14 protein-coding genes are annotated in these 15515 nt (G+C 72.1%); 5 read left to right on the top strand and 9 right to left on the bottom strand.

The genetic code is table 11. The features are described 5' to 3' along the window. Positions 1-4: 4 nt before the first annotated feature. The gene (locus tag AB0J55_RS35355; protein ID WP_364258732.1) at positions 5-493 is read left to right on the top strand and encodes a glutathione peroxidase; all 489 of its coding nucleotides are present in this window, start codon (positions 5-7) and stop codon (positions 491-493) included. A 202-nt stretch (positions 494-695) separates the two neighbouring features. Continuing rightward, on the top strand, positions 696-1973 hold the full coding sequence (locus AB0J55_RS35350) for a glycosyltransferase family 4 protein (protein WP_364258729.1): 1278 nt from the start codon (positions 696-698) through the stop codon (positions 1971-1973). Positions 1974-1985: 12 nt separating this feature from the next. Here AB0J55_RS35350 and AB0J55_RS35345 read toward each other — a convergent pair whose 3' ends face one another. The 3 genes from AB0J55_RS35345 to AB0J55_RS35335 form a co-directional block, all read right to left on the bottom strand. Then, a complete protein-coding gene (locus tag AB0J55_RS35345) occupies positions 1986-2114 on the bottom strand; it encodes a hypothetical protein (protein ID WP_354808185.1) in 129 nt (42 codons plus the stop codon). Positions 2115-2242: 128 nt separating this feature from the next. Continuing rightward, the gene (locus tag AB0J55_RS35340) at positions 2243-3022 is read right to left on the bottom strand and encodes a class I SAM-dependent methyltransferase (protein WP_364258726.1); all 780 of its coding nucleotides are present in this window, start codon (positions 3020-3022) and stop codon (positions 2243-2245) included. A gap of 56 nt (positions 3023-3078) precedes the next feature. Continuing rightward, a complete protein-coding gene (locus tag AB0J55_RS35335; RefSeq protein WP_364258723.1) occupies positions 3079-3537 on the bottom strand; it encodes a nuclear transport factor 2 family protein in 459 nt (152 codons plus the stop codon). 90 nt (positions 3538-3627) lie between these two features. Here AB0J55_RS35335 and AB0J55_RS35330 point away from each other — a divergent pair, with 90 nt between their 5' ends. Beyond that, the gene (locus tag AB0J55_RS35330; RefSeq protein WP_364258720.1) at positions 3628-4161 is read left to right on the top strand and encodes a helix-turn-helix domain-containing protein; all 534 of its coding nucleotides are present in this window, start codon (positions 3628-3630) and stop codon (positions 4159-4161) included. Here AB0J55_RS35330 and AB0J55_RS35325 read toward each other — a convergent pair. After that, entirely contained in the window at positions 4152-5009 is an 858-nt protein-coding gene (locus AB0J55_RS35325) for a hypothetical protein (RefSeq protein ID WP_364258717.1), read from the bottom strand. The genes AB0J55_RS35330 and AB0J55_RS35325 overlap by 10 nt on opposite strands. Before the next feature lie 10 nt (positions 5010-5019). Next, positions 5020-5511 carry a SigE family RNA polymerase sigma factor gene (locus AB0J55_RS35320; protein WP_364258714.1) on the bottom strand — a complete coding sequence of 164 codons (492 nt, stop codon included), beginning with the start codon at positions 5509-5511 and terminating at the stop codon, positions 5020-5022. A 140-nt stretch (positions 5512-5651) separates the two neighbouring features. Here AB0J55_RS35320 and AB0J55_RS35315 point away from each other — a divergent pair, with 140 nt between their 5' ends. Next, positions 5652-9260 carry a S8 family serine peptidase gene (locus tag AB0J55_RS35315; RefSeq protein ID WP_364258711.1) on the top strand — a complete coding sequence of 1203 codons (3609 nt, stop codon included), beginning with the start codon at positions 5652-5654 and terminating at the stop codon, positions 9258-9260. A 122-nt stretch (positions 9261-9382) separates the two neighbouring features. On the opposite strand, the gene aceB is transcribed toward AB0J55_RS35315, so the two are convergent. After that, complete coding sequence (gene aceB / locus AB0J55_RS35310; protein WP_364258708.1) at positions 9383-10990, bottom strand: malate synthase A; 1608 nt, start codon at positions 10988-10990, stop codon at positions 9383-9385. A gap of 88 nt (positions 10991-11078) precedes the next feature. Further along, on the bottom strand, positions 11079-12359 hold the full coding sequence (gene aceA / locus AB0J55_RS35305; protein WP_310974720.1) for an isocitrate lyase: 1281 nt from the start codon (positions 12357-12359) through the stop codon (positions 11079-11081). Between the two features lie 229 nt (positions 12360-12588). On the opposite strand from aceA, the gene AB0J55_RS35300 reads away from it, so the two are divergent. Beyond that, complete coding sequence (locus tag AB0J55_RS35300; RefSeq protein ID WP_364258704.1) at positions 12589-14013, top strand: short-chain fatty acyl-CoA regulator family protein; 1425 nt, start codon at positions 12589-12591, stop codon at positions 14011-14013. Here AB0J55_RS35300 and AB0J55_RS35295 read toward each other — a convergent pair whose 3' ends face one another. After that, the gene (locus AB0J55_RS35295; protein ID WP_364258701.1) at positions 14014-15000 is read right to left on the bottom strand and encodes a hypothetical protein; all 987 of its coding nucleotides are present in this window, start codon (positions 14998-15000) and stop codon (positions 14014-14016) included. Further along, positions 14997-15485, bottom strand: coding sequence for a SigE family RNA polymerase sigma factor (locus AB0J55_RS35290; RefSeq protein WP_364258698.1), 489 nt, complete (start codon positions 15483-15485; stop codon positions 14997-14999). The genes AB0J55_RS35295 and AB0J55_RS35290 overlap by 4 nt, the downstream gene beginning before the upstream one ends. Positions 15486-15515: the final 30 nt, after the last annotated feature.

Below are 15515 nucleotides of genomic sequence, written 5' to 3'. Positions count from 1 at the left end.
CTTCATGGGGATCCACGAAATTCCGGTCAAGACCCTCGACGGGCAGGACAGCTCGCTGGGTTCGCTCGCCGGCAAGGCGCTGCTCGTGGTCAACGTCGCGTCGAAGTGCGGCCTGACCCCGCAGTACTCCGGCCTCGAACGGCTCCAGGAACGCTTCGGCGGCCAGGGCTTCTCCGTGGTCGGTTTTCCGTGCAACCAGTTCGCCGGGCAGGAGCCGGGCAGCGCGGAGGAGATCCAGACGTTCTGCTCGACGACCTACGGCGTGACGTTCCCGCTGTTCGAGAAGATCGACGTCAACGGCGAGGGCCGGCACCCGTTGTACGCGGAACTGACCAAGACGGCCGACGCCGACGGTGAGACCGGCGACGTCCAGTGGAACTTCGAGAAGTTCCTGGTCGGCGCGGACGGCGAGGTCCTCGCGCGGTTCCGGCCGCGGACCGAGCCCGAGGACGAAAAGGTCGTCAAGGCCATCGAGGCCGCTCTGCCGGCGTGAGGCAGCGGTGCCGCGCCGGGCCCTTCGCCCGGCGCGGCGCTCGTCCGGCGACGACGCCGTCGACAGGGGCGGGTCGAGGCGGCGCCAGGAGGCAGTCATCCCGGCCCATGCCGGCAGATCGGCACAGTGATCGGGATCACATGTGAACGGTCCGCCGACACGGGCCCGACCGGGGTTTCCGACTCGCGAGTAACCTCTGCCCATGCGTGTGCTGATGCTGTCCTGGGAGTACCCGCCCGTGGCCATCGGGGGCCTGGCCCGGCACGTCCACGCGCTCGCCACCCATCTCGCCCGCCAGGGCCACGACGTCGTGGTGCTCTGCCGGCACGCCGCGGGCACCGACGCCGGGACGCACCCGCGCAGCGACCGCGTCGTCGAGGGCGTGCGGATCATCCGGGTCGCCGAGGACCCGATGCACGTGACGTTCGAACGGGACCTCGTCGCCTGGACGCTGGCCATGGGGCACGCCATGATCCGCGCCGCGCAGGACCTGCTGCGCACCTGGCAGCCTGACGTCGTCCACGCACACGACTGGCTCGTCGCCCACCCGGCCATCGCGATCGCCGAGGCCGCGCGGGTGCCCCTGGTCGGCACCATCCACGCGACCGAGGCCGGGCGGCACTCCGGCTGGCTGTCGCACCCGCTGAACCAGCAGGTTCACTCGGTCGAGTGGTGGCTGGCGAACCGCGCCGATGCGGTGATCACCTGCTCGCAGGCCATGCGCCGGGAGGTCGCACACCTCTTCGAGATCGAGGCGGCCGACGTCACGGTCATCCACAACGGCATCGAAGAACGCGGCTGGCAGGTGCCCGCGGACGAGATCGCGCACGCCCGGGAGGTCTACAGCCCGGCCGGGGCGCCGCTGTTGCTCTATTTCGGACGGCTCGAGTGGGAGAAGGGCGTGCAGGACCTGCTCGCCGCCCTCCCCCGCATCCGGCGCCGTCACCCCGGCACGCGCGTGGTCGTCGCCGGAAAAGGACGACACTTCGACGAGCTGGTCGAGCAGTCGCGGAAGCTGCGGGTGCGGCGCGCGGTCGACTTCGTCGGGCACCTGTCCGACCGCGACCTGCGGGCGGCGCTGGCCGCGGCCGACGCCGTGGTGCTGCCCAGCCGGTACGAGCCGTTCGGCATCGTCGCGCTGGAGGCCGCGGCCGCGAAGGCACCCCTGGTCGCGTCGACGGCCGGCGGGCTCGGCGAGGTCGTCGTGCACGGCGAGACCGGCCTGGCGTTCAGTCCCGGCGATGTCGCGGAACTGGCCAACGCGGTGACGGCGGTGCTCTCCGACGCCGACGCCGCGGCCGAGCGGGCGCGGGCCGCGCAGTCCCGGCTGGCGGCGGACTTCGACTGGGGCCGCATCGCCGAGGCGACCGCCGAGGTCTACCGGCGGGCGAAGCCGGGCGAGCCGGTCGAGCTGCCCCGGCCCAAGATCGCCACCGGCAACGCGTTCGAACCGGTGCCGGCCGAGATCCCGGAAGTCTAGGTAGCCGGCCGGTCAGAACCGGCAGGGCCGCATGCAGTCCGGCCGCGCCGCGGTGGGCGTGGCCGTGGTCGCGTCGACGACGAACGCGAGCGAAAGCACGACGAAGAGGGTGGCGACGGCAGCTCTCAACCGGCTGGTCATGGGGACTCCTCGGGGGGCGGCGGCGCGATCGGCGCCTGGCAGCGAGCATCCGCGCCGCGTCCCGCGGAAACAATAAGAGGAACTGCAGGGGCGGTACGTATTCGCCTTCCGTGATCGGTTCGTCCGGTTCACCGGGTTCCGGTCAGCAGCCGGACCCGGACGCGCTCCCGCAGCGGCCCGTGCGGGCCCACCGCCGCCCGGACGCGCTCGGTGAACGCGGGCCTCGCGTCCGGGGCGGGCAGTTGCTCCGGGCTCATCGCCGAAAAAACGCCACCGGTGATTTCCTCGACGCTCAGCGGCGCCGAGTACTCGACGACCGACGAGCCCACGGCGTACCCGGCGGCCGCCAGCGCCGCCGCGTACCGCTCCTGGCTCGCTTCGTCCGTGCCGCAGGTGCGGTGCACGGGGGTCCCGAGGTAGGCCGACACGACCTCTCGCAGCGCCGCCGACCACGCCGTGTCCTGCAGCCACAGCGGTTCGCCGTTGGTCACCACCGCGATCCCGCCGCCGGGCCGCAGCAGCGGGCGGACCGCCGCGAAGAGCCGCTCGTGGTCCATCCAGTGCAACGCCTGCGCCACCGTGACCGCGGCCAGCCGGCCCGGGCCGACCAGAGGTGTCAGCGCGCCGATGTCGGAGTCCGCGCCGAGCAGCCAGGTGACGTTCGGCTCCGCCGTCGCCTGGCGGGCCTGCGCGAGCATCGCCGGTTCCGGGTCCATGCCGAGGACCGCGCCGGCCCGGGGCGCGAGGACGCGGGTGAGCTGGCCGGTGCCGCAGCCGAGGTCGAGGACGACGTCGTCGCGGGTCAGGGCGAACGCCGCGGCCAGCGCGTCCGCCACCTCGGGCGGGTAGCCGCGGCGGAACCGCTGGTAGTACGAGCTCACTTCCCCGCCGAACGCCGAAGCCGTCATGACCGCAGCATGCCCACGGCACCGGACGGCCGGGTGCGGTTCCGCGGAGAGCGGACTCAGAACACCGGCAGCAGAACGCCGTGCTCGGACTCGGGCCGCGGGCCGAAGATGCGGCGGTCGGCTTCGGCGATCGGGACGTCGTTGATGCTCGCTTCGCGCCGGCGCATCAGGCCTTCGTCGCTGAACTCCCACAGCTCGTTGCCGTAGCTGCGGAACCACTGCCCGCCGACGGTCCGCGACTCGTACTGGAACCGGACGCCGATGCGGTGGCCGCGGAAGCCCCACAGTTCCTTGCGCAGGGCGTAGTCCAGTTCGCGCGTCCACTTCTCGGTGAGGAACTCGACGATCTGCGCGCGGCCGACGACATACCGGTCACGATTCCGCCAGACCGAGTCTTCGGTGTACGCCAGGGACACCCGCTCGGGGTCGCGGGTGTTCCACGCGTCCTCGGCGGCCTGGACCTTCTGGCGGGCGGTGTCTTCGTCGAACGGCGGGAACGGCGGACGCGGGGTCATGACAGGCTCCTTCCAAGACGGAGAACGTGCGTTCTCCGTCACTGCCGCTAGACTAGAGAACGTTCATTCTCAGCGCCAGGGGCAGGTGACATGGATTCCACGGAGGCGACCGGGCGGCTGCTGGAGGCCGCCGAAGACCTCTTCTACGCCCACGGCGTGCAAGCGGTCGGGATGGACGCCGTCCGCGAACGCTCCGGCGTCTCGCTCAAGCGGCTCTACCAGTGCTTCCCGGCGAAGAACGACCTGGTCGAGGCTTATCTGCTCCGCCGCGACGAACGCTGGCGCGGCTCGTTGCGCGAATTCGTCCACGCCCGCGGCGACGACCCGCTGGCCGTCTTCGCCTGGCTGAAGAACTGGTTCGCCGAGCCGGGCTTCCGCGGCTGCGCGTTCATCAACTCCTTCGGCGAGTTCGGCGAGCCCGCGCCGGGCATCGCCGCCGCGATCCGCAAGCACAAGGACGAGGTCCGGGCCTACCTGCGCGGCCTCGTGCCCGGCCAGGACACCGCCGACCAGCTGTTCGCCCTCGTCGAGGGCGCGACCGTGCTCGCCGCGATCACCGGCAACCCCGGCGAAGCGGATACGGCCCGCGAAGCGGCGAAGGTGCTGCTGGCCGCTCAGGGGTAGAGCGTCAGCCCCGGGTCGAGCGCGACCTCCGCCAGCTGGGCCGGGCTCAACGGCGGGGCCGGCATGTCCGGCGCGTCACCCAGCTTCGCGTCCCTGGCTGTGTTCTGGGCCTCGACGATGACGCCGGTGCCGTCCGGCTTGGTGACGTTCACCCGGTCGACCGTCGGGCCGCCCGGCATGACCAACCTCTCCTCGACGATCGTCTCGCCGTGCGGGCCGGTCCGGCGGTGGCACGAGCCCTGCGTGTCCTGGGGCGCCGGCTGGCACTCGGTCGCCGGGCCCGCGTTGCCGCCGAGCCGGGTGACGATGGCCCAGACGTTGCCCTTGTGTGCCTTTTCCGACGTCGAGGCCGCGGCCATGAAGTAGTCCTCGCCGCCGCTGCACTCGCCGTCTTCGTGCGACACGAACGCGGAAAAGACGTGGAAGAAGGCCAGCGGCCCGTGCTGGGTGCCCTTCGGGTACTGCCCCATCGGGTGGACGCCCAGCGTCGTCCCCGCGGCCACGCGTTGCCGGACGGCGTCGGTGAGCACCGTCGACAGCCGGTCCGCCACCACCGATGCCTTCTCCCGCAGCGGTGCCGTGGTCGGCCGCGGGGCGTTCTTGCAGGCGTCGGCCGATGGAGGCGGCGGTGCCGCGCCGGGCGTCACCACGGCCGGCCCGGGGTCCCCCGGGGCGAGGACGAACACCGCGCCGACGGCCACCGCCGCGACGCCCGCGCCCACCGCGGTCCACGGGTTCGCCACGCGGCGCACGCGCGCCCGGCGGCGTTCGCGGTCCAGCACCGCCTCGACGTCCACTGTGGACGGCGGAACGACGCCGATCGCCACGTCGAACTGGTCCTTGCTCATGATCCCTCCGTCAGTTCCGGCTCGCGGCGACGAGCGCGCGCAGCGACTCGAGCCCGCGCGCGGTCTGGCTCTTCACGGTCCCGGCCGAGCACTCGAGGATCTCGGCCGTCTCTTCGATCGAAAGGTCGCAGTAGTAGCGCAGCACCACCGCGGCCCGGCGCCGCGGCGGCAGCGCGTCGAGCAGTTCCAGCAGGCCGATCCGTTCGACGACGTCGTCGGACGGCAGCACCGGCGGCTCCGGCAGCGTCTCCGCCGGCTCTTCGCGCCGCCACGCCCGTGCCTTCTCGTCCAGCCAGGTCCGCACCAGGATCCGGCGGACGTAGGCGTCGAGGTGCTCGACCTGGCGGGCCCGCGACCAGTGCCGGTACAGCTTGCCGATGGTGATCGACACCAGGTCGTCGGCGAGGTGCCAGTCCCGGCACAGGAGGTACGCCGTGCGGCGCATGACGTCCATCCGGGTCGTGACGTAGTCGCGGTACCCCGCTTCTTCCGGCCGTTTCACCAGGTTCCTCCTCAGTGCCCCCACACCTGTCGAACGGGACGGGCGACGCCGGGGGTTGCCCGGAGATCGGAATCCGGGCAACCCGCCGCCGCGCGGACCCCGTTCCACGGACCGGGGGACCGACTGGGAGGAACCATTCCATGCGCAAACCGATCACCGCGGTCGTCGCGGTGACCCTGGCCGCGGGCGTGCTGACCGCACCCACCGCCGCGGCGGCCCCGGCACCCGGACCGGCGGCGGGCGCGCCGAGCCGGATCACGCTCGTCACCGGCGATCAGGTGCTGGTCAGCGGCCGTGACGTGCGGGTGCTGCCCGCCCGCCGCGACCGCCCGGTGCCCTTCCGGCAGTACACCCGCCACGGCGACAGCTATGTCATGCCCGGCGACGCCGCCGGGATGGTCCGCGCCGGGCGGCTCGACGAGCAGTTGTTCAACGTCACCGGCCTGCTGCGCCAGGGTTACGACGACGCCCGCACGCCGCACGTGCCGCTGCTGGTCCGGCAGGCGGGCCCGGCGGTCGCCGCCCGGACCGGCGTGGCCGCCCGGCCGGCCGCCCTCGGCTACACCGTCCTCGACGAACCCAAGTCCGGCGCGGCGGCATTCTGGAACCGGCTCGCCACGGCGCCCGCCACGCTCGCCGCGAGCAGCGCGAAGGTGTGGCTCAACGCGAAGGTGCACGCGAGCCTCGACGAGAGCGTCCCCCAGATCGGCGCGCCGACGGCGTGGCAGGCGGGCCTGACCGGCCGGGGCGTGGCCGTCGCGGTGCTCGACACGGGCATCGCGACCGCCCATCCGGACTTCGCCGGGCGCGTGGGCCCGAGCAAGGACTTCACCGGCAAGGGCAGCGTCGAGGACGACCAGGGGCACGGCACGCACGTGGCCTCGACGATCGCCGGCTCCGGCGCGGCGTCCGGCGGCAAGTACCGGGGCGTGGCGCCGGACGCGACGCTGGCCGTCGGCAAGGTCCTCGACGACTCCGGCCACGGCACGTTCGACGCCGTCCTGGCCGGCATGCAGTGGGCGGTGACCGAGGCGCACGCCCGCGTCGTCAACATGAGCCTCGGCGGCGGGCCGTCGGACGGGACGGACCCGGTGTCCGCCGCCGTGAACGACCTGACCCGCCAGTACGGCACCCTGTTCGTCGTCGCCGCGGGCAACTCCGGCCAGGACGAGTCCGTCGAGAGCCCGGCGGCGGCCGACGCCGCGCTCGCGGTGGCCAGTGTGTCCAAAAAGGACGTCCTCAGCCCGTTCTCCAGCCGTGGCCCGCGGCCCGGCGACGGCGCGGCCAAGCCGGACCTCGCGGCTCCGGGCGAGTCGATCACCGCGGCGCGGCCGGCCGGGATCCCGCCGGCCGGCGAACCCGTCGGCGACGGCTACCAGACGCTGAGCGGCACGTCGATGGCGACGCCGCACGTCGCCGGCTCCGCGGCGATCCTCGCCCAGCAGCACGCCGATTGGCCGGCGGACCGGCTCAAGGCGGCCCTGACCAGCAGCGCCGAGCCCGTCGACGCCGGACCGGCCGCGGTCGGCACCGGCCGCGTCGACGTCGCCCGCGCGACGACCACGCCGGTCACCGCGACCGGCGCCGCTTCGGCGTACCTGCCGTGGCCCAACCACGGGACGGCCAAGAAGGCGACGGTCACCTGGTACAACGCAGGCTCCACGCCGGTCACGCTGGCGCTCTCCACCGACCTCGCCGGCCTGGTCACCTTCCCGCCGGACGTGACGGTGCCCGCGGGCGGCAGCACCGCGGTGGAGCTCACCTTCACCGCCCGGGACGGCGCGCCGGGCACCAACGCCGGCATCCTCACCGCGCGCGGCGACGGTGTGCGCACCCGGACCGCGCTGTCGGTCCGGCAGGAAGGCGAGATGTACGACCTCACCGTCGGCCTGGCCGACCGCGACGGCAAGCCGTGGGCGCCGACCGGGTACCCGCCGGTCACGATCTTCGACCTCGACACCGGTGCGGTCACCAACGCCGAGCCGGGCACGTACCGGCTGCCGCGCGGCCGGTACGTCGTCAACAGCGTCATCGAGACGCCGCGGCCGGGCCAGGAGCCGTCGTACAGCTTCATCAGCCAGCCGGAGCTGGTGCTCGACCACGACGTCACGCAGACCCTCGACGCGCGCGACGGCAAGCGGATGTCGCTCGAGCCGGACAACCCCGCGGCGCGCGGCGGCACGCACACCGTCCAGCGGCTCAGCCGGATCGCCGCCTGCTCCTGTGTGTTCGCCGACGGCGCGGACCTCGACCCGCGCTTCAACGAGGCCTTCGCCGCGACGGTGCCGGGGACTTCGTCGGCCGCCTTCGCGCTCAGCCAGCAGCGCCGGGCCACCGAACCGGACCTGGAGCTGACTGCGGACGACGGGCAGCCGTTCGCGGTCCGGGGCATGTGGCTGTCCTCGGCCGCGCCGGCCGGCCGCAGCACGCTGCCGGTGGTGTCCGGCGGCGCCGGGACCCCGGAGGACCTCGCCGGGATCGACGCCCGCGGCAAGCTCGTGGTCATCCAGGTGCCGGCGAGCACGCCGATCACGGAGACGTACCAGCGGCTCGCGAACGTCGAGCACGCCGGGGCGAAGCTCGGCCTGGTCTCCCTGGCCGGCGAAACGGCCGCGCCCACGGTGCTCGGCGGCGGGATCCCGGTGCTCACCATGCCGACGATCTGGAGCGGGGTGTCGGTGACCGGACGGCGGCTGGCGGAGCTGGCGAAGGCCGGCGGGACGGCGACGGTGGTCAGCCGTCCGTCGCCGGACTTCCGCTACGAACTCGGCGACGGCGTCGAGCGGGCGGTGACGGCCGCGCGCGTGCAGCGGCCGGAGACCCGCGACCTCGCCGCGGTCCGGACCGCCTACCACGACAGCGTTCCCGCGACCGTCCGCTACGTCGCCGCGCGCGAGTTCTTCGGCCGGATGGTCGGCTACGGCTACACCGAACTCGCCCCCGACCAGCACGAACGCACCGAGTACTACTCACCGGGCCGGTGGGACACCGTGTGGACCGCCGGGTTTCTCGGGGACCTGACCGAGAAGCTCGACCTCGCCGCGGGCCGCAAGTACCAGCTCGCGTGGAACAAGGCCGTGGCCGGGCCGTCGTTGCGCGGGCTGACCGTGACCCACTCCGGCGAGCAGCCGCGGCCGTGGGCCTGGCGCAAGGACGGCGTCTTCGACATGTGGTTGCCGCTGTTCGGCGACGCCGCCGGGCGGCCGCGCACCGCCGAGCCGGCCGCCGGGGACACCGGTTCGACGAGTCTCTCGAAGGACGGCGTCGCGATTCCCGTGGCACCGGACGAGCCGGGCCGGGCTTCGATCCCGGTGCCGGACGCCGACGGCGCGTACCGGCTCACCGCGGACGTCCACCGGCACGCCGACTGGTGGCCACTGTGGACGGACGTGTCGGCGGAGTGGGGCTTCCGCTCGTCGGCGGCCGCGGACGGCCGGGCGCTGCCACTGCTCACGGCCCGGTTCGACCCGGCGGTCGACCTCCGCAACCGCGCCCCGGGCCACTGCGTCGTCACGTTCCCGGCCTACGTGGAGCGGCAGGGCGGCGGCACCGGCAGCAAGCTCGCCGTCGAGACGTCCACGGACGACGGGCGCACCTGGCAGCCCGCGCCCACCGTGCGGACCGGTGATCACTGGACGGTCGTGGTGCGGAACCCGGCGAGCGGGTTCGTTTCGCTGCGGGCGAAGGCGTCGGACGACGACGGGAACACCGTGCAGCAGACGGTGATCCGGGCCTACGCGATCTCCTGAGGCAAAAATGGACCGGTCCCGGGGGCGGGGAGCCGCCGCCACCGGGACCGGTCCGGACCCACACCATCCCAACAGTGTGGAATCCGGCCTCCCTTCGTCAGGTAAGGGAGACCGGGGCCCTGCTACCGGGCGTCCGTGAGGTACCGCGCGTAGGCACCCGTGGTGAGGAAGCTCGGGAGCTTCTCCCCCAGCGCGGTCTCGGTGAAGATCTCGCGGGCGTCGTCGAGGCGGTTGCCCTCGCCCAGGTCCGCGCGCACCGACGCGAGTTCGTCGTCCAGGAATTCGACCGCCAGCTCACGGGTCAGCGCCGTGCCGTCCTCGAGCTTCGTGCCGTTGCGGATCCACTGCCAGACCTGGCAGCGCGCGATCTCCGCGGTGGCCGCGTCCTCCATCAGGTTGTGGATCGCCGCCGCGCCGGTGCCGCGCAGCCACGCGTCGACGTACCGCAGCGCCACGTTGATGTTCGCGCGCACGCCCGCCTCGGTGACTTCGCCGCCGGCGCTGGCCACGTCGAGCAGGTCCTCGGCGGTGACGTGGACGTCCTCGCGCAGCTTGCCGAGCTGGTTCGGCCAGCCGCCGAGCACGCCGTCGAAGACCTCGCGGCACACCGGGACCAGGCCGGGGTGTGCGACCCACGAACCGTCGAATCCGTCGCCGGCCTCGCGTTCCTTGTCCGCTCGGACCTTCTCGATCGCCGTCGCGTTGATCTCGGGATCGCGACTCGGGATGAACGCCGCCATGCCGCCGATGGCGTGCGCGCGGCGTCGGTGACAGGTGCGCACGAGCAGCTCGGTGTAGGCCCGCATGAACGGCACCGTCATGGTGACCTGCGCGCGGTCCGGCAGCACGAAGTCGGCGCCGTGCGCGGCGAAGTTCTTGATCATGCTGAAGATGTAGTCCCAGCGGCCCGCGTTCAGGCCGGCGGCGTGCTCGCGCAGCTCGTAGAGGATCTCGTCCATCTCGAACGCGGCGGTGATCGTCTCGATCAGCACGGTCGCGCGGATCGTGCCGCGCGGGATGCCCAGCTCGCGCTGGGCAAGCAGGAAAACGTCGTTCCAGAGGCGCGCTTCGAGGTGGTTCTCCAGCTTCGGCAGGTAGAAGTACGGGCCGACGCCGCGGGCGAGCAGCTGGCGGGCGTTGTGGAAGAAGTACAGGCCGAAGTCGACCAGGCTCGCCGACACCGGCCGGCCGTCGATGCGGATGTGCTTCTCCACCAGGTGCCAGCCGCGAGGGCGCGCGACGATCGTCGCCGGGTCGTCGCCGATCGTGTAGCGCTTGCCGGCTTCAGTCGTGAAGTCGATGTTGCGGCGGATGGCGTCGTAGAGGTTGAGCTGACCGTCGATGACGTTGTGCCACGTCGGCGACGTCGCGTCCTCGAAGTCCGCCAGCCAGACCTTGGCGCCGGAGTTCAGCGCGTTGACCGTCATCTTGCGGTCGGTCGGGCCGGTGATCTCGACGCGGCGGTCCTCCAGGCCCGGCGCGGCCGGGGCGACGTGCCACGACTCGTCGTCGCGGATCCGGCGCGTCTCGGGCAGGAAGCCGAGCGGCTTCTCCCCGGACTGCAGTTCCTCGCGCCGCACGCGGCGGGCGTCGAGCAGCTCGCGCCGGCGACCGGCGAACGTGTTGTCCAGCTTGGCCAGGAAGTCGAGTGCCGCCGGGGTCAGGATCTCGGCGAACCGGCCCTCGACCGGCCCGGTGACCTCGATGCGGTAGTTCAGCCGATCAACCATGGGGTGCCTCCACGAGCTGTGCGGGGAAGAAGGGGAAGGACGCGGCCTGACGACGGTGGGGGTTGCCGTCGTCAGGCCGCGGCCGGGATCAGTGGAACTGGGCTTCTTCGGTGGAGCCCTTGAGCGCGGTGGTCGAGCTCTCCGGGTTCAGCGCGGTGGCGACCTGGTCGAAGTAGCCGGTGCCGACCTCGCGCTGGTGCTTGGTGGCGGTGTAGCCGCGGCTCTCCGAAGCGAACTCGCGCTCCTGCAGGTCGACGTAGGCGGTCATGCCCTCGCGGGCGTAGCCGTGCGCCAGGTCGAACATCGAGTAGTTCAGCGCGTGGAAGCCGGCCAGCGTGATGAACTGGAACTTGTAGCCCATGTGGCCGAGCTCGCGCTGGAACTTCGCGATCGTCGCGTCGTCCAGGTGCTTCTTCCAGTTGAACGACGGCGAGCAGTTGTAGGCCAGCATCTGGTCCGGGAACTTCGCCTTGATCGCCTCGGCGTACTTGCGCGCCACCTCGAGGTCCGGCTCCGAGGTCTCCATCCAGAGCAGGTCGGCGTACTGGGCGTAGGCCAGGCCGCGCTCGATGCACGGCTCGATGCCGTTGCGGACCTCGTAGAAGCCCTCGGCGGTGCGGCCGCCGGTGAGGAACTGCTGGTCGCGCTCGTCGACGTCGCTGGTCAGCAGCGTCGCGGCCTGGGCGTCGGTGCGGGCGACGATCAGCGACGGCACGTTCAGCACGTCCGCGGCGAGGCGGGCGGCGTTCAGCGTGCGCTCGTGCTGCTTGGTCGGGATCAGCACCTTGCCGCCGAGGTGACCGCACTTCTTCTCGGACGCGAGCTGGTCCTCCCAGTGCACACCCGCGGCACCGGCGGCGATCATGCCCTTCATCAGCTCGAACGCGTTGAGCGGGCCACCGAAGCCGGCCTCGGCGTCGGCGACGATCGGGGCGTACCAGTCGATGTCGGTGTTGCCCTCGGCCCAGCTGATCTGGTCGGCGCGGCCCAGCGCGTTGTTGATGCGGCGCACCACGGCCGGCACCGAGTTGGCCGGGTACAGGCTCTGGTCGGGGTAGGTCTGGCTCGCCAGGTTGGCGTCGGCCGCGACCTGCCAGCCGGACAGGTAGATCGCCTGCAGGCCCGCGCGGACCTGCTGGACGGCCTGGTTGCCGGTGAGCGCGCCCAGCGCGTGGATGTAGTCCTCGGTGTGCAGCAGGTCCCACAGCTTCTCCGCGCCGCGGCGGGCCAGGGTGTGCTCCTCGACCACGCTGCCGCGCAGCTTGACGACGTCCTCAGCCGAGTAGGAGCGCTGCACGCCCGCCCAGCGCGGGTCGTTCGCCCACTGCGCCGCCAGCTCCGCGGCCGCCTGCTTGGCCTGTTCCGTCATCGGACTCTCCCGGTGTTGCGAAGTTTGCGATTGCTCGCCTTGCTTGCTCTGACCCTGACACGCCAGCGAAAACGAGGTCCAGTTGTCCAATTTGCCAATTTGTGCGAAGGGTACGTACGCTCTTTGCAAAGGTTGCGAATCGCCCGGTTCGCAAGTGATCGAAAATCCGCGTTCTTGACCGTTCACGTAACCGTTCAGGGCCGGAAACCTTCCGGGAAGGAGGGCTCGAATGGAGAAGACTTTCGCCGGCGCGCGGTTGCGGCACCTCCGCGAAAGCCGCTCGATGAGCCAGGCCGACCTCGCTCGTGTGCTGGAGATCTCACCCAGCTACCTCAACCAGATCGAGCACAACTCGCGCCCGCTGACCGTGCCGGTGCTGCTGCGGATCACGCAGGCGTTCGGCGTCGACACCGAGTTCTTCGCCAACAACGACACCTCGCGCCTGGTCGCCGACGTCAAGGAAGCCCTGCTCGACGAGGCCCTGGGCATCGACGTGACCACGAGCGAGCTCAACGAGCTGGCGACGAACCTGCCGGCGATCGCGCAGGCGCTGGTAAAGCTGCACCGCAGCTACCGCAACGCCGTCGAGAACACCGCCGCGCTGACCATGGAAAACGGGCTGGGCCTGCACGGCAGCGCCGCCGCGCCGCTGCCGCACGAGGAGGTCCGCGACTTCTTCTACGAGCGCGAGAACTACGTCGCGGAACTCGACGAACGCGCCGAGAAGATGGCTGCCGACATCCCGCTGCAGCGCGGGCAGGTGCTCGGCGCGCTGAAGGAACGCCTGTCCCAGCGCTACGGCGTCGAGGTGACCAGCGAGGGCATCGACGAAGCCGCCGGGCAGCAGCACCGGTACGAGCCGGTGACGCGGGTGCTGCGGCTGGCGCCGAGCCTGCGGGTCGGGCAGCAGGCGTTCCGGATGGCTTCGCAGATCGCCCTGCTCGAATACGACGACCTGATCACCGAGCTGGCCGACTCGTGGGCGTTCTCCGGCCCGGCCGCCCGGTCTTTGGCCCGGGTCGGCCTGGCGAACTACTTCGCCGGGGCGCTGATCCTCCCCTATGGACCGTTCCTGGCCGCCGCCGAACGGTTCCGCTACGACATCGAGCGGCTGTGCGACCACTACGGCGTCGGCTTCGAGACGGTCTGCCACCGGCTGTCGACCCTGCAGCGGCCGAAGCAGCGCGGGGTGCCGTTCTCGTTCGTGCGGGTCGACCGGGCCGGGAACATGTCCAAGCGGCAGTCCGCGGCCGGGTTCCACTTCTCCCGCGTCGGCGGGGCGTGTCCGCTGTGGAACATCTACGAGGCGTTCACCCAGCCGGGCAAGATCCTCACTCAGATCGCCACCCTGCCCGACGGGAAGAGCTACTTCTGGATCGCGCGCACGGTGTCGCGCAACATCGGCGGCTACGGCAGCCCGGGCAAGACGTTCACCGTGGGTCTGGGTTGCGAACTGCGCCACGCCGGGCGCCTGATCTATTCGACGGGCCTGGACCTGGACGAGCCGGCCGCGGCGACGCCGATCGGGATGGGCTGCAAAGTCTGCGAACGCCCGGCGTGCTCGCAGCGCGCGTTCCCGACGATCGGCAAGCAGCTCACCGTGGACGAGAACACCAGCACCTTCGTCCCGTACCCGGCGGTGCCGAAGGGGTGATCAGCCGATCACGCGCGGCGTCCACTTCGCCTCGTCCGGGCCGAGCAGCGTGATCCGGTTCAGCAGCTCCTTCGAAGTGATGCCCGCGGCCTGCGGCTTGTCGATCGCGACGCACGCCCGCAGCCCGTTCTCCGTCGTGCACACGGGCTTGCCCAGGCCATCCGCGCGGCCACCCGGCGGGGAAACGGTGATCGTCGCCAGTGCGCCGTTCGACGAGTACTGGAGCACCGCCCGCCACGGGACGCCGTCGGTGTCCGGACGGCGCCACAGCCCGATGTCGGCGACGCGGAACGTCTCCGGCAGACCGGAGATGTGCAGCGGCAGGGGCACCGCGCGGTTCGCGAACGTCACCTCCGCAGCGACGTGCAGCAAAACCTGCTGCAGGTCGGGAAGGGCGAGGTAGTACGCGTTCAGCTCGGCCCAGCGGCCGTCCGCGGCCGGCCAGCGCAGGTAACTGTTGCCCCGGTTGAGCGGATCCGCGGGATCGGTGGTGATCCAGTAGCCGTCGCGGTCGCCGACCCGGACCGGGACGCGCACCGCCCGGCCGCCCATGTCGTGCCTGCGGTCCAGCGCGGGTTCCCGGTCGTACACCGCGAGCCAGATCATCGGGGCGAGGTCGCCGCGGCCGATGGCCAGTGCGTAGTCACCGTGGCCGCCGGCGCCGTACTCGACGCCCTTGATCGGCTCCGGCAGCCAGCCGAAGCTCGCCTTCGCCACCAGCGGGTCGTCGGTGGGCGCGGGTGTGACGGGCGCGGGCTTGGGCAAGACGGCCGGCGGAGCGATCGGGGGCGTCGGTGGCCGGAACGCCGACACCGCCGTCAGCCCGCCCGCCGTCACCACCGCGGCACAGCCGACGACCAGGGCGGCCGTCCGCAGGCGGCGACGGCGTCCCCCGAGCCGCCGGGCGCGCTCGACGTCGATCGACGGCGGCGGAGCGGGCGTGTCGGCCAGGTCCTTCAGCATCGTGCTCAGCTCGTGGTCGGTCATGCTCGTCCCTCCCGGATCGGTTCGCCCAGCAGCTCGCGCAGCGCGTCCACAGCCCTCGCGGTCTGGCTCTTGACGGTGCCTTCGGAACAACCCAGCGCCCGCGCGGTGTCCGCGACCGGGAGGTCGCAGAAGTACCGCAGGACGACGGTCGCGCGCTGGCGGGCGGGCAGCCGGTCCAGCGCCGCCCGCAGGTCCAGGGCCAGTTCCACGTCCGTGCGGGGCACGGGTACGTCGTCGGCGCCTCCCAGGTCCACCCGGCGCCACCACGACGTCCGCTGCTCGGCCAGGAACGTGTTGACCAGCGTGCGCCGCACGTAGCCGTCGACGTTGTCGGCCTTGGCGGCCCGCGGCCAGTTCGCGCAGAGCCGGGTGATCGCGGACTGGACCAGGTCGTCGGCCCGGTGCCAGTCGCCGCAGAGCAGGTACGCGACCTTGCGCAGCCACCCCGCCCGCGCGGTCACGTACTCCGTGAATCCGGCGTCCATCGGCGCCCCCATTCCTGTTCGACACCCCTC

The sequence above is a fragment of the Amycolatopsis sp. NPDC049688 genome (assembly GCF_040674975.1).
Taxonomy (GTDB): domain Bacteria; phylum Actinomycetota; class Actinomycetes; order Mycobacteriales; family Pseudonocardiaceae; genus Amycolatopsis.
The sequence above is the reverse complement of the archived record's forward strand: the minus strand, read 5'-3'. Positions and strand labels throughout refer to the sequence as shown.